This window comes from Enterobacter genomosp. O (assembly GCF_001022965.1).
Lineage (GTDB): Bacteria > Pseudomonadota > Gammaproteobacteria > Enterobacterales > Enterobacteriaceae > Enterobacter > Enterobacter cloacae_L.
On sequence record NZ_LECZ01000024.1, the window covers coordinates 329,844 to 352,154 of the forward strand.

A 22,311-nucleotide genomic window follows, 5' to 3' on the forward strand; every position below is an offset into this window, starting at 1 on the left:
TAAAAAAGGCGCCCCGCGGCGCCTTTTTTTGTTAAAGCCCCAGCGCGGTTCCAATCAACAACCACAGGTTCAATGCCACCACCACCACCACAATGACCCATCCGGCCCGTTTCACCAGCGTTGAGTTGACCAGCTCGCCCATCAGGGTCTTGTTGCTGGTAAATATCAGCAGCGGCACCAGCGCCAGCGCGATACCAAAGCTCAGCAATACCTGGCTCATGACCAGAATTCGCGTGGGATCGAGCCCCATCAGAATCACGATAAATGATGGCAGCATAGTGACGGAGCGACGCACCCACAGCGGAATATGGAACCGGACAAATCCCTGCATCACCACCTGGCCTGCCAGCGTGCCCACCACCGTCGAAGAAAGACCGGCAGCCACCAGGCTCAAACCAAATATCGTGGCGGCTGCATGACTTAGTAGCGGCTCCAGCGTGAGATAAGCCTGGTCAAGATCGGCGATGCCGGTATGGCCGTTAAAGTGGAAAGCGGCGGCTGCGGTAGCCATCATCGCCAGATTCACAAACCCCGCGATGGTCATGGCGATAGCCACATCCCACTTGGTTGCGGAATAACGTTCTTTACACGTCCCACCGTGGAGATGCTGGGTCAGGGAGGAGTGAAGGTAAATCACATGCGGCATGATGGTCGCCCCCAGTACCCCGGCGGCCAGGAACACCGCTTCCGAGGTTGGCAGGCTTGGGATCACCATTCCTTTACCGAGCTGCGCCAGATTCGGTTGGGAGAAAATCAGCTCGACGATGTAGGCCGCCGCGACAAACAGCAGCAGACCGCCGATGACCTTCTCCAGCGGTTTTTGACCGCGACGCTGCAGCATCAGGATCAGGAACGTGGCAATCCCGGTCAGTACCGCCCCCTGCAACAGCGACACGCCCAGAATCAGCTTAAAGCCGATCGCCGCGCCGATAAATTCAGCGAGGTCCGTTGCCATGGCGATGATTTCCGCCTGAACCCAGTAGAGCCAGACGGCCGGACGCGGATAATGGTCGCGAATTTGCTCCGCCAGGTTTTTACCGGTGGCAATCCCCAGTTTTGCAGAGAGCATCTGAATCAGCATTGCCATCAGGTTAGCCCAGACAACCACCCACAGCAGCTTATAGCCGAAGCTGGCCCCGGCCTGAATGTTGGTCGCAAAGTTACCTGGATCGATATAGCCAATGGCAGCGATGAACGCAGGTCCCATTAATGCGAACCGCAACTTGCGCGCTGCTCTGCTACTGCTACCCTCTACGCGACTGTTTGTCATTTCTGCCTCTGAAATATAGCCTTTGCTATGTTTAATGCTATCAAAATGAGAATGATTATCAAGATCATTTGCGAAGTTTACAGTGATTTCTCTGATAGCTTTGAACGATAGACGGGCGGGTAAGCGGGGGCGATTTAACAGAAAGCGAAATCGCGCGCTCTTTTGTGAAGACTAGCACACAAACTTAACTTTTCACTCATTTACCTAACATAACAAAAATGTATTGTGGATCACTATTTTTGAGACTCGTCACAGGATGTAACTATAGTGTGTCCTTGATCTCGTTTTCTTTTCGCTTGTTACATAGAATGTGCACGAAAATTAAACCTGCCTCATATTTGGAGCAAATATGGACCGCGTCCTTCATTTTGTCCTGGCACTTGTTGTCGTTACTGCACTTGCATTGCTGGTCAGCACAGACCGCAAAAAAATTCGTATTCGTTATGTTGTCCAGCTGCTGGTCATTGAAGTTTTACTTGCGTGGTTCTTCCTGAACTCCAACGTCGGCCTCGGCTTCGTGAAAGGCTTCTCCGAAATGTTCGAAAAACTGCTCGGATTCGCCAACGAAGGGACGAACTTTGTCTTCGGTAAAATGAACGACGAAGGTCTGGCGTTCTTCTTCCTGAAAGTTCTGTGCCCAATCGTCTTTATCTCCGCGCTTATCGGTATTCTGCAGCACATCCGCGTTCTGCCGTTCGTTATTCGTGGAATTGGTTTCCTGTTATCCAAAGTGAACGGCATGGGTAAGCTGGAATCATTCAACGCCGTAAGTTCCCTGATCCTCGGTCAGTCTGAGAACTTCATCGCGTATAAAGATATTCTCGGCAAAATGTCCCGCAACCGCATGTACACCATGGCGGCAACCGCAATGTCTACCGTTTCCATGTCTATCGTGGGCGCGTATATGACCATGCTGGAGCCGAAGTATGTTGTTGCTGCGCTGGTTCTGAACATGTTCAGCACCTTTATCGTTCTGTCGCTGATCAACCCGTACCGCGTTGACGCCAGCGAAGAAAACATCCAGATGTCCAACCTGCATGAAGGCCAGAGCTTCTTCGAAATGCTGGGTGAATACATCCTGGCCGGTTTCAAAGTGGCGGTTATCGTTGCCGCTATGCTGATCGGCTTCATTGCGCTGATTTCTGCGCTGAACGCGCTGTTCGCCGCGGTGCTGGGTATTTCCTTCCAGGGTATTCTGGGCTACATCTTCTACCCTGTTGCATGGGTGATGGGTGTTCCGGCTCACGAAGCGCTGCAGGTGGGCAGTATCATGGCGACCAAACTGGTTTCTAACGAATTCGTTGCGATGATGGATCTGCAGAAAATCGCCAGCACGCTTTCTCCGCGCGCGGAAGGCATTCTGTCCGTATTCCTGGTCTCCTTCGCGAACTTCTCGTCCATCGGTATCATCGCCGGTGCGATTAAAGGTCTGAACGAAGAACAGGGTAACGTGGTTTCTCGCTTTGGCCTGAAACTGGTTTACGGCTCTACCCTGGTGAGCGTCCTGTCTGCTTCTATCGCGGCACTGGTTCTGTAACGTTTACCGTTAAACAAAAAACCGGGAGCCTGGCTCCCGGTTTTTTTATGCCCGTAATTCTTCAAGCGGTTTGGGTTTGCCTATCAGATACCCCTGCAGGTAGTCCACACCAAAGCGGAGCAGCATCTCGCGCTGCGCCGGTGTTTCTACATATTCAGCAACCACGCACAGCGATTTTGTCTTCGCCAGATTACACATCGACTGCACAATCATCGCATCCATGTCATCGGTACAAATGTCTTTCACAAAGCAGCCGTCGATTTTAATAATGTCCGCCTGCAGACGTCTGAGACGCTCATAGTTCGCGTAGCCCGTACCAAAATCATCAATGGCAATACGGAAACCGTAATCCCGCAGCTGCTGGAGATTGCTGATACTGCTTCCTGAATTCGAGAAGGCTTGCTCCTCGGTGATTTCAAGAACGACGGCCTGAGGCGCGATGCCGTACTGCTCAAAGAGCGCGCAAATCTCGCCGGCGACCTCTTTTTGCATCAGCGTCAGCGGCATCAGATTAACGGAGAAGCGGGCGCCGGCCTGCGTCGCAGGATGATCGCGCAGCCACGCCAGTAATTTTTCCATGACGTACATATCGAACCGGTGGCTCAGGTTGAACTGAGCAATAAGCGGAATAAAGCGATCGGGGGTAATCATCTCTCCCTCGCTTTCCATACGCGTCAGAATTTCGTAGTACCCGCTGCCGTCGGCCTTCTGGATGGGCTGTGCGTAGAGATGGAACTGACCAGCCTCCAGGGCATGCTTAATCCGCGCCAGCATCAGCACGCGCTCTGTCGTTTGTCCTGATGCCGCTTCGAGGCTATTCGTGAGCGCAAGAACGTTGTGCTCGCCGCAGGATTGCTCAGCCAGCCAGCTCAGTTGGCCCAGCGTGTGGTGCAGCTTTTCACCGTTTTCAACCATTCCCCAGGACGCGCCAAACTCGATATCCAGCCCGGTATTGTTCCAGAAAATCTTGCGGCTGTTCAGCCGATCGACCATATGCTGGAGACGTTCAGCGGTTCCCGGCCCCAGTAATACCAGCACCAGCTCGCTTCCCGGAAGCTGGAAGAGCGCTTCATCTTTTTGCAGAAGCGGCTGAAGCGACGCGGCAATCGTTCGTTTGCAATGGACCCGCATGAGGATCCCGTAGTGGCGGCTCAAAAACTCCAGGTTATCCATACGCAGAATGCTTACTTTTGCATCCGGGTGAATCTCAAGATGATCCTCCAGCGCGCGAATATTGGGCAAACCGGTCAGCGGATCGGTGAGCGCCCTGTTCTGCCATCCCCGCTTCAGCCACTCGCTGCGCTGGTAAATTCGCGACATGTAAAGCAAACAGATGGCGAACGAGATAAGTACGGAGAGGATAAAGGAGAGCGAATGGCCCGATTCCACCCCGTTAAGAAAGTTGTAGTTGTAGGACAACAGCAGGAGTGCCGATGCTGCCCACAGCAAAGAGATAAGCGCATAGGTCAGGCGACTTATCGCTAAGGTAAAAAGAATAAAAATCAGTGGCATCAAATAGCCCGCAATGACGGGTGATTCAAAGGGGCCACATAAAATGACGAGAATGAAACTTAAAAGCATTAGCCAGACAAAAATATATAATGAATTCTTGTGAAAAAACACGGGCTTCACGCTTCGCCGCCAGAAGTTCATCGCGTAACGAGGATTAATTATCATTCTTAATGGGTAATAGAACATCATGGTAAAAATCAGCGCCGCGCATATCAGGCTTTGTATATCCACAACGTTATAAATTACCGTTCCTTCGCCGAAAAAGGTGGAAATAGTCACCGGAAAATCAAACAAATAGCCCGCCATATACATCGACAGCTTAATACCTATTGGCACGATAAAACCAAGCCAGAATATACGTAAACCGATGTGCTTGTTGGGGATGCAGTAACGCCAACGCTTGCCCAGCATGAGGCGCAGAAGGCCGCACGCCGCGAACAACGCAAAGGTCTGACAAAACAGTAATACTGCATATTGTAGCGGCGCTAAATTAACATAGAATAAATTAGTGACACTAAAACCTAACAAAATGGGAAGAATTGCCCTGCGTCCAAATAGCAAAATTACCGCCAGCATAACGCTTAGCGGTAACCATGCTAAATAAACGTCGTGACCATTCACAATTGCGCGGGGAGAGAGATAACGGGAGACAGGCACCGCAATCAGGCAAAGTGCCAGGGCAATCATAAATATCTTTACATTATTGTAAGTTTTTCTATTCATTAATCAGGAACATTATTTTCCGGGAGAATTATTGACCGGATGGATAATATGTTTATTAATTGCGCGAATCAAGTTCAAGTCTATTTATAGACTGCTTTATTGATTTCGATTGAGGTGAGGTACAGGAATACTTTCTTTTGATAACAAAATATGGGGACGGGTGTTACAAACAGATAAAAAAAACCCTCGTCTTTCGACGAGGGTTTACAATTTTGGTGGAGCTAAGCGGGATCGAACCGCTGACCTCTTGCATGCCATGCAAGCGCTCTCCCAGCTGAGCTATAGCCCCATCGTAAAGCTGTCATGTTGACGGGCGGCATAATATGAATTCCGCTGCGGAGTGTCAACGGCAAAATCAACGGCTGCGGTTCAATCGCCGAAAAATCATGCAAATGAATCACTTTGCGAGCCTTCTCGCAGTCATAAGTTAAGCCTGTCACGTTTTCAGCTAAAACGGTGCTATAAAATGAGCCGTTAATTAACCCCACAAATATTCAGGAAATTGCATGATCAAGGAACGAATGACGCCAGAAGAGTTAGCCCTGCTCACTGGCTATAGCCGCCAGACCATCAATAAATGGGTACGCAAAGAGGGTTGGATTACATCGCCAAAACCAGGAGTCCAGGGCGGGAAAGCGCGGCTGGTGCATGTGAACGAAAAAGTGCGTGACTTTATCCGCAGCGCACGTCGTGCAACGGAAACGTCTGAACTGCCTGCAGGCACCAGCCATGAAGGCTCGCTTCACACCCTACTCCTGACGCTGGCCAATGAAATGACGCCGGAAGAGCAGAAGCAGATGACATCGCTGTTGCTGCGGGAAGGGATTACCGGATTATTGCAACGTTTAGGGATTCGCGATCAAAACTGATATGAGAAGATTACGTAGCAAAATGACCACGGAAGAGCTGGCGGAAAGTTTGGGCGTTGCCAGACAAACGGTTAATCGCTGGATACGCCAGCAGGGTTGGAAAACCGAAGGGCTCAACGGCGTCAAGGGCGGTCGAGCGCGGCTGATCCATGTTGATGCGCGCGTGAAGGAACATATTATGAGCCTCCCGGCGATCCGAAACCGTCAGGCGGTTTACCATCTCGCTGAAGTCACCTCTTCCTACAGCGAACCGTCTACAAGCCTGCGTCCGGGCATTATTGAGACCCTGGAAAGTATGACTCAGCCAGAGCAGAAGCGTCTGGAAGCCTTTTTGAAACGCGAAGGGATACGCGGCTTTCTTACGCGCCTGGATATTACTGAATGATACCCATAAAAAAACGGCAGGTAACCCTGCCGTTCTTCTTATCCAGCACTTAATTACTGCTGATTTTCGCGTTCAGCAATAAAGTCCAGCGCCTTGTTAATGCGCGCCACGCTGCGTGACTTGCCGATGGCATGAACCGTCACATCCAGCGCCGGGGACTGCCCCGCACCGGTCACCGCAACGCGCAGCGGCATACCAACTTTACCCATGCCAACTTCCAGCTCGTCTGCCGTCGCCTGAATGGCGTGATGCACATTCTCAGCGGTCCACTCGGTAAGTGCAGCAAGCTTGTCACGCACCACTTCCAACGGCTGACGCGCAACCGGACGCAGGTGTTTCTTCGCGGCGTCCGCGTCGAACTCATCAAACTCTTCATAGAAATAGCGGCAGCTTTCAGCAATCTCTTTCAGCGTTTTGCAGCGCTCGCCGAGCAGTTTCACCAGCTCCGCCAGCTCAGGGCCGGTGCGGGTATCAATATTTGCCTGCTCGATGTGCCACTGCAGGTACGTCGCCACATATTCTGGCTGCATGGTATTGATGTAATGGTGGTTCAGCCACAGGAGCTTGTCGGTATTAAACGCGCTCGCTGATTTGCTCACTGAGCTCAGAGAGAACAGTTCGATCATCTCTTCGCGGCTGAAGATCTCCTGGTCGCCGTGGGCCCAGCCCAGACGCACCAGGTAGTTCAGCAGCGCTTCCGGCAGATAACCGTCATCGCGGTACTGCATAACGCTTACCGCACCGTGACGTTTAGACAGTTTCTTGCCGTCGTCGCCGTTGATCATCGAAACGTGCGCGTAGACCGGAACAGGCGCATTCAGCGCTTTCAGGATGTTGATCTGGCGCGGGGTGTTGTTGATATGGTCTTCACCACGGACAACGTGGGTAATTTCCATATCCCAGTCGTCAACCACGACGCAGAAGTTATACGTTGGGGAACCGTCGGTGCGGCGGATGATCAGGTCATCCAGCTCCTGGTTGCTGAACTCGATCGGGCCACGGATCTGGTCGTCAAAGATCACAGAGCCCTCTTGCGGGTTAGCAAAACGCACCACGCAAGGTTCATCAGCAGCATGCTCGCTGTGGTCGTGGCGGCAACGGCCGTCATAACGCGGCTTTTCACCGTTTGCCATCTGCTCTTCACGCAGCGCATCCAGACGCTCTTTGGAGCAGTAGCATTTATACGCCGTGCCTGCGACCAGCATCTCATCAATGACGGCGTTATAGCGGTCAAAGCGTTTGGTCTGGAAATACGGGCCTTCGTCCCATTCCAGATTCAGCCAGTTCATCCCATCCATAATGGCTTCAATTGCTTCCGGCGTGGAGCGCTCAAGATCGGTGTCTTCAATACGCAGCACGAACTCACCTTTGTTGTGGCGTGCAAACAGCCAGGAATAGAGGGCGGTACGTGCACCACCGACGTGCAGATAGCCTGTCGGGCTCGGCGCGAAGCGAGTTTTGATTTTCATGAAATGGCCTTACGTTATAAAGATGCCGGCAATCGGCAAATCCTGGGGGAAAAACGATGGGCAATATTCTATCACTGTGGGGGGAATCCTCAATGTTGATCCCTTTATCGTGACCAGGTTTGCGATTTTTGTTTAGAAATCATGCGCCATAGCCCGTTTCGCGATCGTTTTGTTTAATTTTACGACGAACGAATAAAAACTTTAGAAAATGCGTTGACTCATTTTCAACTCTCCCTATAATGCGACTCCACACAGCGGGGGTGATTAGCTCAGTTGGTAGAGCATCTCCTTTACACGGAGGGGGTCGGCGGTTCGAGCCCGTCATCACCCACCATCTACTTCACGTAGACTCGCAGTGTAGATAAGAATTGAGATTGGGCGATTAGCTCAGTTGGTAGAGCATCTCCTTTACACGGAGGGGGTCGGCGGTTCGAGCCCGTCATCGCCCACCATTTCGGGTCGTTAGCTCAGTTGGTAGAGCAGTTGACTTTTAATCAATTGGTCGCAGGTTCGAATCCTGCACGACCCACCAATGTAAAAAAGCGCCCTAAAGGCGTTTTTTTGCTATCTGCAATTTACATCGTCAACGTTGCAATCAACGTGTTCACCGCAGGTGTCGACTGCTTCTCGTCATACACCACATACAAATCAGCCGGTATACGCTCTTTCAGCGGGCGGAACACCACGCCGGGCCACTGCATTTGCGCGTAGCTGTCTGCGGCGAGCGTAATCCCCATCCCCATGCTGATCATCGCCAGCACCGTTTGCGGTTCAACGGCTTCGCGCACAATCATCGGCGAAAACCCGGCCTGCTGGCAGACGCGATGTAAAAATGCCCAGTCAGAATGGGCCGACGGCATCGTGACAAAATACTCGTCCTGCAACTCTGCGAGCGCAATGGAAGGTTCTCTGACCAGCCGGTGATCTTCCGGCATCGCCACCAGAAAAGCCGCCTCACGCAACCGTACACTGGTAAACCCCGCGGTAGGGTCGGTTGCCATTCGCCAGATGCCAACGTCCAGCTCCCGACGCTCAAGCAGCGCCATCTGCATGACCGGCGATTTTTCGCGAAAAACGACATCAACGTTAGGATGCTCTTTCAGGAAAGTGCGCATCACCGTGCGCACTTCGCTCCACATGGCCGTGCCGACAATGCCCAGCTCAATGCGCCCTGCTTCCCCCCGGCCGATTTGCTCGACGCGAGCCAGAGCCTGGTTTGCGCTGGCAAGCAGCCGGCGTGACTCTTCCATCAGCACCTTACCGGCATGCGTCAACGCGACGCTTCGCGAGTGGCGAATAAACAGCAACGTGCCCAGCTGACTTTCCAGCTCTTTAATATGCAGGCTTAACGGCGGTTGAGACATATTGAGACGGGCCGCAGCCCGTCCAAAATGCAGCTCCTCCGCCACGGCCAGAAAATAGCGCAGCAGCTTGAGATCGGTCCGATAGACGCGTTCCATCAAAACATATCCTGGGGATAACACTTAAGCGCCTACCTTAAAGCCTTTCATCGTCAAGAGGAAAAATTTAGTGCGCAACTGTGCGCATCTCGCTGTTTTTACTGGCGTGCCGGTAGGTAAAGCTGAAATAAAACACCACCGCGAGCGCCAGCGCATAGGCCGCAAACACCAGCCAGATCGTCTGCCAGTCCTTCACCCCGTCCACCGAAAAATAATCGACCGCAACGCCGCTCAGTACCGAACCGAAATACGCCCCGATACCGTTAACGGTCGTCATAAACAACCCCTGCGCGCTGGCGCGGATATCGGCGCTGACCTCCTGTTCAACAAATACCGAGCCTGAAATATTGAAGAAGTCGAACGCGCAGCCGTAGACAATCATTGAGAGCATGAGCAGCACAAAGCCCGTTGCGGACGGATCGCCAAACGCGAACAGTCCAAACCGGAGCATCCAGGCCACCATGCTCATCAGCATGACGGTTTTAATACCAAAACGTCCGAGGAAGTACGGAATGGTCAGAATGAAGAACACTTCTGACATTTGCGAAACGGAGAGCAGGATGGACGGGTATTTGACAATAAAGCTCTCTGCATACGCCGGATTACGCGCAAAATCATGCAGGAAAGGGCTGCCGAACGTGTTGGTAATCTGCAACACGGCCCCCAGCAGCATCGCGAATAAAAAGAACACGGCCATGCGGGGCTGTTTAAACAGGATAAACGCATTCAGCCCAAGCTTATTTGCCAGCGACTGAGACGTTTTCGTTTTCACCACCGGAATAGCCGGTAGCGTCAGGGAATAGAGCGCCAGCAGCAGCGATGCGGCAGCCGCAGCATAGAGCTGCACGTTGCTCAACTCCGCCCCCATCAGGCTTATAGCCCACATAGCCGCAATAAACCCCACGGTGCCATACACCCGCACTCGCGGAAAATGGCTCACCGTCTCCAGCCCCGCCTGTTCAAGACAGGAATAGGAAATCGTATTCGACAACGCAATCGTGGGCATGAAGGCCATCGCATTCACCAGCATGACCCAGAACATCAGCCCGGGCTCATTGACCTGTGCGGCATAGCAGAGCGCGACGGCGCAGACGAGATGGCAAATCACATAGGCCCGGTCGGCCCGCAGCCACTTGTCGGCAATTATCCCCACCAGCGAAGGCATAACGATTGCGGCAAGCCCCTTGGAGCTGTACACCATGCCCACGTCGGACCCGGTAAAATGGAGAGTGTTTATCATGTAGGCGCCGAGGGTAACCAGCCAACTCCCCCAGATAAAATATTGCATAAAGGACATTATCTTTAAGCGAGTCGTGATGTTCATAACCCATTCCTTATAGCAGCGTGGCCCTCGCGGGCCACTTTATTGTTTTACTCAGGCAATATGGCGAAGAAAACCGCAGATAAGATTGATGAAGTTCTGGCGGGAAAGCTCAGCGGCAGCGAGGGTTTGTTCATGCGAAAGTTTTACATCGCCCAGCCCCTCCGCGAGATTGGTAATCGCAGAAACGGCCACAACCTTCAGGCCGCAGTGACGCGCGGAAATCACTTCCGGCACAACGGACATCCCCACCACATCCCCGCCGATAATTTGCATCATGCGGATTTCTGCCGCGGTCTCGAAGTTAGGGCCCGGATAAGAGACAAACACCCCTTCATGCAGCGGGAATCCCGCTTTCGTCGCCACGGTTTGCAGAATGGCACGGTAATCCGCGTCGTAGGCATTGGCCAGCGAGAAGAAACGGTCACCAAAGCGTTCGTCGTTCATCCCCACCATCGGCGTGCCCGGCATGGTGTTGATATGGTCGCTCAGGGCAACCAGACTGCCTGGCTGAACATCCGGGCGCAATGAACCCGCAGCATTGGTGCTAAACAGCAGTTCACACCCCAGCAGCTTAAAGGTGCGGATCGCATCGGTCATGACGGTCATCCCGCGGCCCTCGTAGAAATGCCCGCGGCCCTTCATGCAGGCGACAGGCACCCCGGCAAGATGCCCCAGCACCAGCTCACCGGCATGACCATGGACGGTGCTCACCGGGAAGCCCGGCAGCTTTTCATAGCTCAGGGAAACGGCGTCAACAATCTGGTCGGCGAGCGCGCCAAGGCCGGACCCAAGAATAAACGCCACGCGAGGCGTGAAGTTCGGTTTAGCGGCGCGGATGATGTCGGCGCAGTACCACGGGTTATTCGAGAGGGTCATAGAGGCTCCTTGAAGATTAAGATCGCGATAGGGATCGCATGACCTTTGTCTTATATCCGGAGCCTGCAGGTCACCTCCAATACACTTTCACCGCACCATCAATACTGATTGTGTATCAATGCAACTTCCTGCCAGATATGGCAGTTTTGCTCAAGCTAATCCCGTTGATGCCGATACCTCTGTTTTATAACGCGAGGAAAAAGTATGACGACCATTCAGGCTTCAACCCAACCTATTCAAACCAGCGGCGCGAGTGGAACTTCGAGCAGTAACGATATCTCTGCGCAAATCACCCGCATTCTCGACAAGATCAAAAAGCTAACTCAGCAGTTAAAAGAACTGGCAAACAGTCCCGTCAGCACCGATGAGAAGAAGAAGCAGCAGGAACTTATTCAGACCCAGATCAAAGTGCTGCAGGCGCAGCTCGCCGCACTGCAGCGCCAGCAGGCCGAAGAGGCCCAGAAGAAGCAGGATCAAAAGCTGGGCAAAGTGGAAGGTGTAAATAGCCCGTCAGACAATAATCAGATTGATATCTACATCTGATCGTCTGACGCGTTAAACAGTGGGTCGCGTATGCGGGCCTCGGTTAATCGTTGTGCCTGGATACGCACCACTTCCCAGATAGCCTGCGCCGCCCCCGAGAGTGAACGGTTTTTTCGCCGGACCAGCATCAGTTTTCGCTCAACAACGGGCGTTAATCGCTTGACGGCCAGCCGGCTTCCCTGCGGCAGGGGAAGCGCGAGGGCGGGCAACACGCTGATCCCGATTCCGGCTTCCACCATGGGAAACAGCGTCGCCGGATGACCAATCTCCTGCACGATTGTTGCCTTTACGCCCTGATTCACCAGCGCGGAATCAATCAGCGGACGACTGCCCGAGGCATAATCCTGTAAAACCAGGTTCGCCCCTTTCAACGACTGCCAGTGAACGTGAGGCTGCATTGCCAGCGGATCGTCATCCCGGCAGAGCAGTAAAAACGGCTCTGAAAGCACGATCTCCCACTCCAGATCGTTCACCTGGCCGGGGTCGATCACAATACCAAAATCCACATCCCCCTGACGGATGCTTTCCAGTACCCACTGCTGTGGCCTGTCGTGCAGCACAAAATCGATATCCGGATAGCGGTGGTTACCCTCGGCAATGCACTGTGGGATAAGGTGCGCGGAAATGGTCTGGCTGGCCGCCACCCGCACGGTGCCCGAAAGCTGCTGCCCAAGCCTTCCCACGTCTCTGAGCGTACTGTTCAGTTCGTCCAGCAGCCGCTCCAGACGCTGCGCCAGCTGTTGCCCTGCCTCGGTGAGCACAACTTCTCGCGTCGTTCTGTCCAGCAATTTCACGCCCGTCTGATTCTCCAGCTCTTTCACGCTGTGGCTCACCGCAGACTGGCTAAGGCCGATGATATCCCCTGCCCGACTAAAGCTGCGGGCATGGGCGACGGTAACAAAAACGCGAAGCTGGCGTAGTGAATAATTCATCTGTTTAATTCATGAATGGATGCAATAAATCAATTTTATTTCTCAAATGGAAAAAAGCACAATAGCAACATCTGATTTCAGGAGTCATTATGAAACTATTTCGTATCCTTGATCCGTTTACGCTTACCCTGGTGGTCACCGTTTTACTGGCCTCCTTCTTCCCCGCACGCGGCGGTTTTGTCCCGTTCTTTGAAGGACTCACCACGGCGGCCATCGCGTTGCTGTTCTTTATGCATGGCGCCAAACTTTCCCGTGAAGCGATCATTGCAGGCGGGGGTCACTGGCGACTGCACCTGTGGGTGATGTGCAGCACCTTCATTCTGTTCCCGATACTCGGCGTGCTGTTTGCCTGGTGGGCACCGGTAAACGTCGATCCAGCGCTTTATACGGGTTTCCTCTATCTGTGCATTCTGCCCGCGACCGTTCAGTCCGCCATTGCGTTTACCTCGCTGGCGGGGGGTAACGTCGCGGCGGCGGTTTGTTCAGCGTCAGCGTCCAGCCTGTTAGGGATTTTCGTCTCACCGCTGCTGGTAGGCCTGCTGATGAACATGCACGGTGCGGAAGGTAACCTCGAGCAGGTTGGCAAAATCTGCCTGCAGCTGCTGCTGCCGTTTGTCCTGGGGCACCTCTCCCGGCCCTGGACCGGCGCGTTTGTGGCGAAGCATAAAAAATGGATTTCAAAAACCGACCAGACCTCGATTCTGCTGGTGGTTTACTCTGCCTTCAGCGAAGCGGTCGTGAACGGGATCTGGCACAAGGTGGGGGCAGGTTCACTGCTGTTTATCGTGGTGGTCAGCATCGTCCTGCTGGCGATTGTGATTGCCGTAAACGTCTTTGTGGCACGCAAGTGCGGCTTCAACAAAGCGGATGAAATTACGATTGTCTTCTGCGGTTCGAAGAAGAGCCTGGCGAACGGTATCCCGATGGCCAACATTCTATTCCCGACCTCAGTGATTGGGATGATGGTGCTGCCGCTGATGATTTTCCATCAGATCCAGCTGATGGTCTGCGCAGTGCTGGCGCGTCGCTACAAGCGCCAGACGGAAAAACTGGCGCAGGAAGAGACCCGCGCCGCGAAGGCTTAAGGACGTTTCAGGGGCTGTACCAGTTGGGTCAGCCCCTCGGTTTTGATCAGTAGCGTGATAGCCATCAGCTCGCCCAGCCGCCCGGCCGGGAATTCATCCTTACGGGCAAACCACAGCAGATACTCCTCCGGCAAATCGATCAGCCTGCGGCCCTTGTATTTACCGAACGGCATCTCCGTATTGGCGATCTCAACGAGCTGTTCTTTCTCCACCTTACTCTCCTAACAGACGCATCATTTCCGCTTCGTCGATAACCGCAATGCCGAGCTCCTGGGCTTTCGCCAGCTTCGAACCGGCGGCTTCCCCGGCAATCACCAGGTCGGTTTTCTTCGACACGCTGCCCGCCACTTTTGCCCCCAGCGCCACCAGACGCGCTTTCGCATCGTCGCGTGAAAGCTGGCTCAGGCTGCCGGTCAGCACCACCGTTTTACCGGCGAACGGGCTGTCGATCTCTTCGGCGTTAACCACCACCGGCGCGGGCCATTTGATGCCCACCTCCAGCAGTTTGCCGATAACTTCGCGGTTGCTCTCTTCTGCAAAGAAGTTAAAGACGTGCGTGGCGACGACGATGCCGACATCCGGCACTTTCTGCAGCTCGTCGATGCTCGCTTTTTCCAGCGCCTCCAGCGTGCCGAAGTACGCCGCCAGCCCTGCCGCTGTGGCTTCACCCACTTCACGAATCCCCAGCGCATAGAGGAAACGGGCAAAGGTGGTTTCTTTTGCGGCTTCCAGCGCATTGACCACGTTCTGGGCTGACTTCGGCCCCATGCGATCCAGACCGGTCAGTTTACCTGCCGTCAGCCTGAAGAGATCCGCTGGGGTGTGGACATATTCCTTCTCAACCAGCTGATCGATAATCTTGTCGCCCATACCGTCAACGTCCATCGCCCGACGGGAGACGAAGTGCTTCAGCGACTCTTTACGCTGAGCACCACAGATTAAGCCGCCCGTACAGCGTGCTACCGCTTCACCTTCAACACGCTCAACGTCAGAGCCGCACACCGGGCAGTGGGTCGGGAAGACGACCTCGCGCGTATCGTCAGGACGTTCTGACTCAACGACGTTAACCACCTGCGGGATAACATCGCCCGCGCGGCGAATCACCACTTTGTCACCGATACGCAGGCCCAGGCGTTCAATTTCATCGGCGTTATGCAGCGTGGCGTTACTCACCAGCACGCCCGCAACCTGCACGGGCTCCAGACGGGCGACTGGGGTAATGGCGCCCGTCCGTCCCACCTGGAACTCCACGTCGCGAACAAAGGTCATCTGCTCCTGTGCCGGGAATTTAAACGCAACCGCCCAGCGCGGCGCGCGCGCCACAAAGCCCAGCTGCTCCTGCAGCGCCAGCGAATTCACCTTGATGACGACGCCATCAATATCAAAGCCGAGGGTCGGACGGTCCTCTTCCACCTTGTGGTAGAACGCCAGGACCGCCTCCGGGGAGTCACAGAGCTGAACGCGGTTGCTCACCGGCAGGCCCCACGCTTTAAACTGCAGCAGACGTCCGAGATGAGTATCCGGCAGCTCGCCGCCCTCCAGAATACCCACGCCGTAGCAGAAGAAAGTAAGCGGTCGCTTCGCGGTGATACGCGGGTCAAGCTGGCGCAGAGAGCCTGCTGCCGCATTACGCGGGTTAGCAAACACTTTCCCGCCGGTGCGGCGCGCCTCGTCGTTGATTTTCTCGAATCCCGCCTGGGGCAGGAACACCTCGCCGCGCACTTCCAGACGCGCAGGAATGTTGTCACCCTGCAGCTTCAGCGGGATCGCGCGAATGGTACGCACGTTGGTCGTAATATCTTCACCCGTTGTGCCATCGCCTCGCGTCGCGGCACGCACCAGCACGCCGTTTTCGTACAGAAGACTGACCGCCAGGCCGTCCAGCTTCAGCTCGCAGCACCAGATGAGAGCGTCGCTGCTTTTCAGGCGATCCTGCACGCGCTTGTTAAACGCGAGAAAGCTCTCTTCATCGAAGACGTTATCCAGCGACAGCATCGGTACTTCATGACGCACCTGGCTGAAGGCACCCAGCGGCTCAGCGCCGACGCGCTGGGTGGGAGAATCCGGCGTGATAAGCTCAGGGTGCTGCGCCTCTAATTCACGCAGTTCGCGCATCAGGCGGTCATATTCCGCATCCGGCACTTCCGGCGCGTCCATAACATGATAGAGATATTCATGATGGCGAAGCGTGGTTCGCAGTTCAGTGAGTTGTTGTTCGATTGAGTCCATATCGCACCATCAATGAGAAAAAACCCCCGACATGCGGGGGTTGAGGAGGAGTTGAAGTAAACGCGACGATTACGCGTTGGCTTCCTTAACTTCGCGGATGCGGTCCTGATACTCGCGCAGCTTCTGCGGGGTCATCATTCGACGCTGATCGTCGAGCACCACACCGCCCACTTCATCAGCGATGTGCTGAGCGGATTGCAGCATCAGCTTAAAGTTCTGCAGTTCGTCGCCGTAGGACGGCACCTGCATAAAGATAGTGACACCCGGCGTCACGAAATCACCGGTCATTTCCGGATCGAAGGTGCCAGGGTTAACCATGTTGGCCAGGCTGAATAAGGCCGGGCCACTACCGTCAGGGCTCAGGTGGCGATGGAAAATATTCATATCGCCAAACTTGAAGCCTGCCTGTTGAATACTGTTCAGCAGTACGTCACCGTTAAGATGGCTGCCGTGATGCGCGGCCACGTTCATGATGATCACCGCTTCTTTACGCTGCGGTTTTTCAACAACCGGTTCAGGCTCGACAACGGGCTCAGGCTCAACGTGCGGGGCCGGAGCGGGCTGCGGCGCTGGCTGCACGTGAACAGGCTGCTGCGGTTGTTGTACTGGCTGTGCAGGTTGTTGTTGCACCGGCTGTGGCGCAGGTTGCTGTTGAGCCGGCTGTGGCGCAGCAGGCTGCTGATGGACAGGCTGTTGCGGCGGCTGGCGCACCGGCTCTTCTACGGGCTGCGGCGCGTGCTGGCGCGGCTGTGCAGAAGCATACGGCGGTTGATACTGGTGCTGCGCAGGACGGGGGGCTTCATGCTCCCCATGGGCCGCGCCGGGCGCAGTATTGACCCGATGAACACGAACTTCACCCACGCCGTCGTCGTCGCTGCCATCGATGTCATCTTCACTGTCATCGTCGTCACGACTGGACTTCATGCGCTTCAGTGGGCGATCGCGAAACATAGAGGAACGCTCTTTACGGCTGGTCCAGAAACCATGTACCAGTAAAGCGATTATGGCGATCGCGCCAACAATGATTAATATCAGACGCAAATCCTGCATCATTATATTCTCTGTTGTTCTAACACCTTGCCACCACGGCAAACATTTACTCACTAAGAGTATTTGCCGTTTACGTCAAGTGCAAGTGTGTGCAGAGCATTCACAGCATAAAGATGAAGGAAATCGTGCTTTTTGCTGGTTTTTCGAACATTTCCGAACTGGTCATTGGTCCGTAAGTGGATAATATAGGCGAGCAATTCCACTGGTTGTGTAAAAAGGAGTACAGCCTGGTTATGGTTTCAACATCTTCTTCTCCCCCGCGCAGCGGTGTCTGGTATTTTTCTCAGGGCTGGAAACTGGTCTCCCTGCCGGGTATTCGACGCTTCGTCATACTGCCGCTGTTGATCAACATTATTCTGATGGGCGGCGCGTTCTGGTGGCTGTTCACCAGGCTGGAGAGCTGGATCCCGTCGCTGATGAGCCACGTGCCAGACTGGCTGCAGTGGCTTAACTACCTGCTCTGGCCGGTAGCGGTGATCTCCGTTCTGCTGGTATTCGGGTACTTCTTCTCAACGATTGCGAACTGGATAGCCGCCCCGTTTAACGGCCTGCTGGCGGAACAGCTGGAAGCACGGCTTACCGGCGCAACGCCACCGGACACGGGCGTGCTGGGGATAATGAAAGATCTCCCGCGCATCATGAAGCGCGAATGGCAGAAGTTTGCCTGGTACCTGCCCCGGGCGATTGTGCTGCTTATTCTTTACTTCGTGCCAGGCATTGGCCAGACGGTGGCGCCAGTGCTGTGGTTCCTGTTCAGCGCCTGGATGCTTGCTATCCAGTACTGCGACTATCCGTTCGATAACCACAAGGTGCCGTTTAAAGAGATGCGCACTGCCCTGCGCACCCAGAAGGTCGCCAATATGCAGTTCGGCGCGCTGACCAGCCTGTTCACGATGATTCCCTTCCTCAATCTGTTCATCATGCCCGTGGCGGTCTGCGGTGCGACGGCGATGTGGGTGGACTGCTATCGTGCTAAACACGCGTTATGGAAATAATGCAAAACTGTGTAAATGAGGGAGGGCTTATGCTCTCCCTTATTCCATACTGATCCCCATTATTTCCTTGCAGTATATAGATATGCGAATTCCTTACTTCCCCCTACCTGCTTAGCAGGTATGCTGGGTCGGTATCCCAATTTCATACAGTTAAGGACAGGCCATGAGTAAGATTTATGAAGACAACTCGCTGACTATCGGTCATACGCCCCTGGTTCGACTGAACCGTATCGGTAATGGACGCATTCTGGCGAAGGTCGAATCACGTAACCCGAGCTTCAGCGTAAAATGCCGTATCGGTGCAAACATGATTTGGGATGCTGAAAAACGTGGCGTACTGAAGCCTGGCGTTGAGCTGGTGGAACCGACCAGCGGCAACACCGGTATCGCGCTGGCCTATGTAGCTGCCGCACGCGGCTACAAGCTGACGCTGACCATGCCAGAAACCATGAGCATCGAGCGTCGCAAACTGCTTAAAGCGCTGGGTGCGAATCTGGTGCTGACCGAAGGCGCGAAGGGCATGAAAGGTGCCATTCAGAAAGCTGAAGAGATTGTGGCCAGCGATCCGGCGAAATATTTGCTGCTGCAGCAGTTCAGCAACCCGGCTAACCCGGAAATTCACGAGAAGACCACCGGTCCGGAAATCTGGGAAGATACCGACGGTCAGGTTGATGTCTTTATCTCCGGCGTGGGTACCGGCGGTACGCTGACCGGCGTGTCGCGCTATATTAAAGGCACAAAGGGTAAAAAAGATCTGATCACCGTTGCCGTTGAGCCGACTGACTCCCCGGTTATCACCCAGGCACTGGCGGGCGAAGAGCTCAAACCAGGCCCGCACAAAATTCAGGGTATTGGCGCGGGCTTCATTCCGGGCAACCTGGATCTGAAGCTGATCGATAAAGTGGTTACCATCACTAACGAAGAAGCCATCTCTACCGCGCGTCGCCTGATGGATGAAGAAGGCATTCTGGCGGGTATCTCTTCCGGTGCGGCCGTTGCGGCAGCGCTCAAACTTCAGGAAGATGAGGCCTTTACCAATAAGAATATTGTGGTTATCCTTCCTTCCTCGGGTGAGCGTTACTTGAGCACCGCACTGTTTGCCGATCTGTTTACCGAAAAAGAGCTGCAACAGTAGTGCCAGCATGTTAATAACGCGTAAAAAAGCACCTTTTCAGGTGCTTTTTTGTGGCCTGCTTCAAACTTTTGCCCCTCCTGGCATTGCTTCACCCCGTTGGGTCTGGTATTTAAACCAGCAATTATTTTGATGCGTGAAATTAATCAGTGAACGAAATAGCCTTGCTGAATCGATTTTATGATTTGGTTCAAGTCTTGCTTTCGCTGCATAATGTTTAATGACGATCGAAACGTCAGCGCTAACAATACAGGCTAAAGTTCAGTCGCCAGGCTAGACTTTAGTTCCACAACACTAAACCTATAAGTTGGGGAAATACAATGTTCCAGCAAGAAGTTACCATTACCGCTCCGAACGGTCTGCACACCCGCCCTGCTGCTCAGTTTGTTAAAGAAGCGAAAGGCTTCACTTCTGAAATCACTGTGACTTCCAACGGCAAAAGCGCCAGCGCAAAAAGCCTGTTTAAACTGCAGACTCTGGGCCTGACTCAGGGCACCGTAGTCACCATCTCTGCGGAAGGTGAAGACGAGCAGAAAGCAGTTGAGCATCTGGTAAAACTGATGGCTGAGCTCGAGTAAGTTTACGGGTTCTTTTAAATATCAGTCACAAGTAAGGTAGGGTTATGATTTCAGGCATTTTAGCATCCCCGGGTATCGCTTTCGGCAAAGCACTGCTGCTGAAAGAAGACGAGATCGTCATCGACCGGAAAAAAATTTCTGCCGACAAGGTTGATCAGGAAGTTGAACGTTTTCTGAGCGGTCGTGCCAAGGCATCTGCGCAACTGGAAGCAATCAAGACTAAAGCTGGCGAAACTTTCGGTGAAGAAAAAGAAGCCATCTTCGAAGGGCACATCATGCTGCTCGAAGATGAGGAGCTGGAGCAGGAAATCATAGCCCTGATTAAAGATAAAGGCATGACGGCCGACGCGGCTGCACATGAAGTTATCGAAGGTCAGGCAACTGCCCTGGAAGAACTGGATGATGAATACCTGAAAGAGCGTGCGGCTGACGTACGTGACATCGGTAAGCGCCTGCTGCGCAACATCCTGGGTCTGGCCATTATCGACCTGAGCGCGATTCAGGATGAAGTTATCCTGGTTGCCGCTGACCTCACCCCGTCTGAAACCGCACAGCTGAACCTGAAAAAGGTCCTCGGTTTCATCACTGACGCGGGCGGCCGTACCTCCCACACCTCTATCATGGCGCGTTCTCTGGAACTGCCAGCCATCGTGGGTACTGGTAGCGTCACCTCTCAGGTGAAAAATGGCGACTATCTGATTCTGGATGCCGTGAACAATCTGGTTTACGTCAACCCAACCAACGAAGAGATCGATAAACTGCGCGCGGTTCAGGAGCAGGTTGCGACTGAAAAAGCGGAACTCGCTAAGCTGAAAGACCTGCCAGCCATCACCCTTGACGGCCATCAGGTAGAAGTGTGCGCGAATATCGGTACCGTCCGCGACGTTGATGGCGCCGAGCGTAACGGTGCGGAAGGCGTGGGTCTCTATCGTACTGAATTCCTGTTCATGGATCGTGACGCCCTGCCAACTGAAGAAGAGCAGTTCGCGGCATACAAAGCGGTGGCTGAAGCCTGTGGCTCTCAGGCCGTTATCGTCCGTACCATGGACATCGGTGGCGACAAAGAGCTGCCGTACATGAACTTCCCGAAAGAAGAGAACCCGTTCCTGGGCTGGCGTGCAATCCGTATCGCGATGGATCGTAAAGAGATCCTGCGTGACCAGGTTCGCGCGATTCTGCGTGCCTCCGCTTTCGGTAAACTGCGCATCATGTTCCCGATGATCATCTCTGTTGAAGAAGTGCGTGCACTGAAGAAAGAGATCGAAATCTACAAACAGGAACTGCGCGACGAAGGTAAAGCGTTTGACGAGTCAATCGAGATCGGCGTGATGGTGGAAACACCTGCGGCCGCGACCATTGCGCGTCATTTAGCCAAAGAAGTTGATTTCTTTAGTATCGGCACCAATGATTTAACGCAGTACACCCTGGCAGTTGACCGTGGTAATGATATGATTTCACATCTCTACCAGCCAATGTCACCGTCCGTACTGAACTTGATCAAGCAAGTTATTGATGCTTCTCATGCAGAAGGTAAATGGACTGGCATGTGTGGTGAGCTTGCAGGCGACGAACGTGCTACACTTCTGTTGCTGGGTATGGGTCTGGACGAATTCTCTATGAGCGCCATTTCCATCCCGCGCATTAAGAAGATTATCCGTAACACGAACTTCGAAGATGCGAAGGTGTTAGCAGAGCAGGCTCTTGCTCAACCGACAACGGACGAGTTAATGACGCTGGTTAACAAGTTCATTGAAGAAAAAACAATCTGCTAATCCACGAGATGCGGCCCAAATTACTGCTTAGGAGAAGATCATGGGTTTGTTCGATAAACTGAAATCTCTGGTTTCTGATGATAAGAAAGACACCGGAACTATTGAGATTGTTGCTCCGCTCTCCGGCGAGATCGTCAACATCGAAGACGTGCCGGATGTAGTGTTTGCTGAGAAAATCGTTGGTGATGGCATTGCGATCAAACCAACTGGCAACAAAATGGTTGCACCAGTTGACGGCACCATCGGTAAAATTTTTGAAACCAACCATGCGTTCTCTATCGAATCTGATAGCGGTATCGAACTGTTCGTTCACTTCGGTATCGACACCGTTGAACTGAAAGGCGAAGGCTTCAAACGTATCGCGGAAGAAGGCCAGCGTGTTAAAGTTGGCGACCCGGTCATTGAATTCGATCTGCCACTGCTGGAAGAAAAAGCCAAGTCTACCCTGACGCCGGTTGTTATCTCCAACATGGACGAAATCAAAGAACTGATCAAACTGTCTGGCAGCGTCACCGTGGGCGAAACCCCGGTTATCCGCATCAAGAAGTAATTCTTGCCGCACAGAAAAAT

General features: G+C 53.6%; 20 protein-coding genes and 4 tRNA genes. 13 read left to right on the forward strand and 11 right to left on the reverse strand.

The window, feature by feature from the left end; translation table 11 throughout:
* Positions 1-31: 31 nt before the first annotated feature.
* Positions 32-1,270: an Nramp family divalent metal transporter gene (locus ABR39_RS09090; RefSeq protein WP_047346669.1), complete on the reverse strand. Its 1,239-nt coding sequence runs from the start codon at positions 1,268-1,270 to the stop codon at positions 32-34.
* A 349-nt stretch (positions 1,271-1,619) separates the two neighbouring features.
* On the opposite strand from ABR39_RS09090, the gene ABR39_RS09095 reads away from it, so the two are divergent.
* On the forward strand, positions 1,620-2,807 hold the full coding sequence (locus tag ABR39_RS09095; RefSeq protein WP_014884725.1) for a NupC/NupG family nucleoside CNT transporter: 1,188 nt from the start codon (positions 1,620-1,622) through the stop codon (positions 2,805-2,807).
* 45 nt (positions 2,808-2,852) lie between these two features.
* On the opposite strand, the gene ABR39_RS09100 is transcribed toward ABR39_RS09095, so the two are convergent.
* Both ABR39_RS09100 and ABR39_RS09105 read right to left on the reverse strand, forming a co-directional pair.
* Entirely contained in the window at positions 2,853-5,042 is a 2,190-nt protein-coding gene (locus tag ABR39_RS09100; protein WP_047346670.1) for a sensor domain-containing phosphodiesterase, read from the reverse strand.
* Positions 5,043-5,255: 213 nt separating this feature from the next.
* Positions 5,256-5,331 (reverse strand) — tRNA-Ala (locus tag ABR39_RS09105).
* 217 nt (positions 5,332-5,548) lie between these two features.
* On the opposite strand from ABR39_RS09105, the gene ABR39_RS09110 reads away from it, so the two are divergent.
* Together ABR39_RS09110 and ABR39_RS09115 are read left to right on the forward strand one after the other, a co-directional pair.
* The gene (locus ABR39_RS09110) at positions 5,549-5,911 is read left to right on the forward strand and encodes a YfeC-like transcriptional regulator (RefSeq protein ID WP_047346671.1); all 363 of its coding nucleotides are present in this window, start codon (positions 5,549-5,551) and stop codon (positions 5,909-5,911) included.
* 1 nt (position 5,912) lies between these two features.
* Positions 5,913-6,296 (forward strand): YfeC-like transcriptional regulator, encoded by a 384-nt coding sequence (locus tag ABR39_RS09115; protein ID WP_047346672.1) that lies wholly within the window; start codon positions 5,913-5,915, stop codon positions 6,294-6,296.
* A gap of 53 nt (positions 6,297-6,349) precedes the next feature.
* Here ABR39_RS09115 and gltX read toward each other — a convergent pair whose 3' ends face one another.
* Positions 6,350-7,765, reverse strand: a complete 1,416-nt coding sequence (gene gltX / locus ABR39_RS09120; RefSeq protein WP_047346673.1) for a glutamate--tRNA ligase — start codon at positions 7,763-7,765, stop codon at positions 6,350-6,352.
* Between the two features lie 258 nt (positions 7,766-8,023).
* Here gltX and ABR39_RS09125 point away from each other — a divergent pair.
* From ABR39_RS09125 to ABR39_RS09135, 3 genes are all read left to right on the forward strand, one after another.
* A tRNA-Val gene (locus ABR39_RS09125) sits at positions 8,024-8,099 on the forward strand.
* Between the two features lie 42 nt (positions 8,100-8,141).
* Positions 8,142-8,217 (forward strand) — tRNA-Val (locus tag ABR39_RS09130).
* Between the two features lie 4 nt (positions 8,218-8,221).
* Positions 8,222-8,297 (forward strand) — tRNA-Lys (locus ABR39_RS09135).
* Positions 8,298-8,340: 43 nt separating this feature from the next.
* Here the strand turns inward: ABR39_RS09135 and ABR39_RS09140 are convergent.
* The 3 genes from ABR39_RS09140 to xapA all read right to left on the reverse strand — a co-directional run bounded on the left by ABR39_RS09140 (position 8,341) and on the right by xapA (position 11,425).
* Positions 8,341-9,225 carry a LysR family transcriptional regulator gene (locus ABR39_RS09140; protein ID WP_047346674.1) on the reverse strand — a complete coding sequence of 295 codons (885 nt, stop codon included), beginning with the start codon at positions 9,223-9,225 and terminating at the stop codon, positions 8,341-8,343.
* Positions 9,226-9,292: 67 nt separating this feature from the next.
* On the reverse strand, positions 9,293-10,549 hold the full coding sequence (locus ABR39_RS09145; protein WP_047346675.1) for a nucleoside permease: 1,257 nt from the start codon (positions 10,547-10,549) through the stop codon (positions 9,293-9,295).
* Positions 10,550-10,600: 51 nt separating this feature from the next.
* Positions 10,601-11,425: a xanthosine phosphorylase gene (gene xapA / locus ABR39_RS09150; protein WP_047346676.1), complete on the reverse strand. Its 825-nt coding sequence runs from the start codon at positions 11,423-11,425 to the stop codon at positions 10,601-10,603.
* 204 nt (positions 11,426-11,629) lie between these two features.
* Here xapA and ABR39_RS09155 point away from each other — a divergent pair, with 204 nt between their 5' ends.
* Positions 11,630-11,968 (forward strand): FlxA-like family protein, encoded by a 339-nt coding sequence (locus tag ABR39_RS09155; RefSeq protein WP_047346677.1) that lies wholly within the window; start codon positions 11,630-11,632, stop codon positions 11,966-11,968.
* On the opposite strand, the gene ABR39_RS09160 is transcribed toward ABR39_RS09155, so the two are convergent.
* Positions 11,959-12,900: a LysR family transcriptional regulator gene (locus ABR39_RS09160; RefSeq protein ID WP_047346678.1), complete on the reverse strand. Its 942-nt coding sequence runs from the start codon at positions 12,898-12,900 to the stop codon at positions 11,959-11,961. The genes ABR39_RS09155 and ABR39_RS09160 overlap by 10 nt on opposite strands.
* A gap of 89 nt (positions 12,901-12,989) precedes the next feature.
* Between ABR39_RS09160 and ABR39_RS09165 the strand changes: the two genes are divergently transcribed.
* Positions 12,990-13,985: a bile acid:sodium symporter family protein gene (locus tag ABR39_RS09165; RefSeq protein WP_024907615.1), complete on the forward strand. Its 996-nt coding sequence runs from the start codon at positions 12,990-12,992 to the stop codon at positions 13,983-13,985.
* On the opposite strand, the gene ABR39_RS09170 is transcribed toward ABR39_RS09165, so the two are convergent.
* The 3 genes from ABR39_RS09170 to zipA all read right to left on the reverse strand — a co-directional run bounded on the left by ABR39_RS09170 (position 13,982) and on the right by zipA (position 17,267).
* Complete coding sequence (locus ABR39_RS09170) at positions 13,982-14,197, reverse strand: DUF3820 family protein (RefSeq protein ID WP_003861328.1); 216 nt, start codon at positions 14,195-14,197, stop codon at positions 13,982-13,984. The two genes, ABR39_RS09165 and ABR39_RS09170, sit on opposite strands and share 4 nt — an antisense overlap.
* Before the next feature lies 1 nt (position 14,198).
* On the reverse strand, positions 14,199-16,214 hold the full coding sequence (gene ligA / locus ABR39_RS09175; RefSeq protein WP_047346679.1) for an NAD-dependent DNA ligase LigA: 2,016 nt from the start codon (positions 16,212-16,214) through the stop codon (positions 14,199-14,201).
* Between the two features lie 69 nt (positions 16,215-16,283).
* On the reverse strand, positions 16,284-17,267 hold the full coding sequence (gene zipA, locus ABR39_RS09180; protein WP_047346680.1) for a cell division protein ZipA: 984 nt from the start codon (positions 17,265-17,267) through the stop codon (positions 16,284-16,286).
* Positions 17,268-17,497: 230 nt separating this feature from the next.
* On the opposite strand from zipA, the gene cysZ reads away from it, so the two are divergent.
* From cysZ to crr, 5 genes are all read left to right on the forward strand, one after another.
* Positions 17,498-18,259 (forward strand): sulfate transporter CysZ, encoded by a 762-nt coding sequence (gene cysZ / locus ABR39_RS09185; protein WP_047346681.1) that lies wholly within the window; start codon positions 17,498-17,500, stop codon positions 18,257-18,259.
* 163 nt (positions 18,260-18,422) lie between these two features.
* Complete coding sequence (gene cysK, locus ABR39_RS09190; protein ID WP_014884739.1) at positions 18,423-19,394, forward strand: cysteine synthase A; 972 nt, start codon at positions 18,423-18,425, stop codon at positions 19,392-19,394.
* A 317-nt stretch (positions 19,395-19,711) separates the two neighbouring features.
* The gene (gene ptsH / locus ABR39_RS09195; RefSeq protein ID WP_000487600.1) at positions 19,712-19,969 is read left to right on the forward strand and encodes a phosphocarrier protein Hpr; all 258 of its coding nucleotides are present in this window, start codon (positions 19,712-19,714) and stop codon (positions 19,967-19,969) included.
* Between the two features lie 44 nt (positions 19,970-20,013).
* On the forward strand, positions 20,014-21,741 hold the full coding sequence (ptsI, locus tag ABR39_RS09200; protein WP_023332954.1) for a phosphoenolpyruvate-protein phosphotransferase PtsI: 1,728 nt from the start codon (positions 20,014-20,016) through the stop codon (positions 21,739-21,741).
* 40 nt (positions 21,742-21,781) lie between these two features.
* The gene (gene crr, locus ABR39_RS09205) at positions 21,782-22,291 is read left to right on the forward strand and encodes a PTS glucose transporter subunit IIA (protein ID WP_000522253.1); all 510 of its coding nucleotides are present in this window, start codon (positions 21,782-21,784) and stop codon (positions 22,289-22,291) included.
* Positions 22,292-22,311 lie beyond the last annotated feature (20 nt).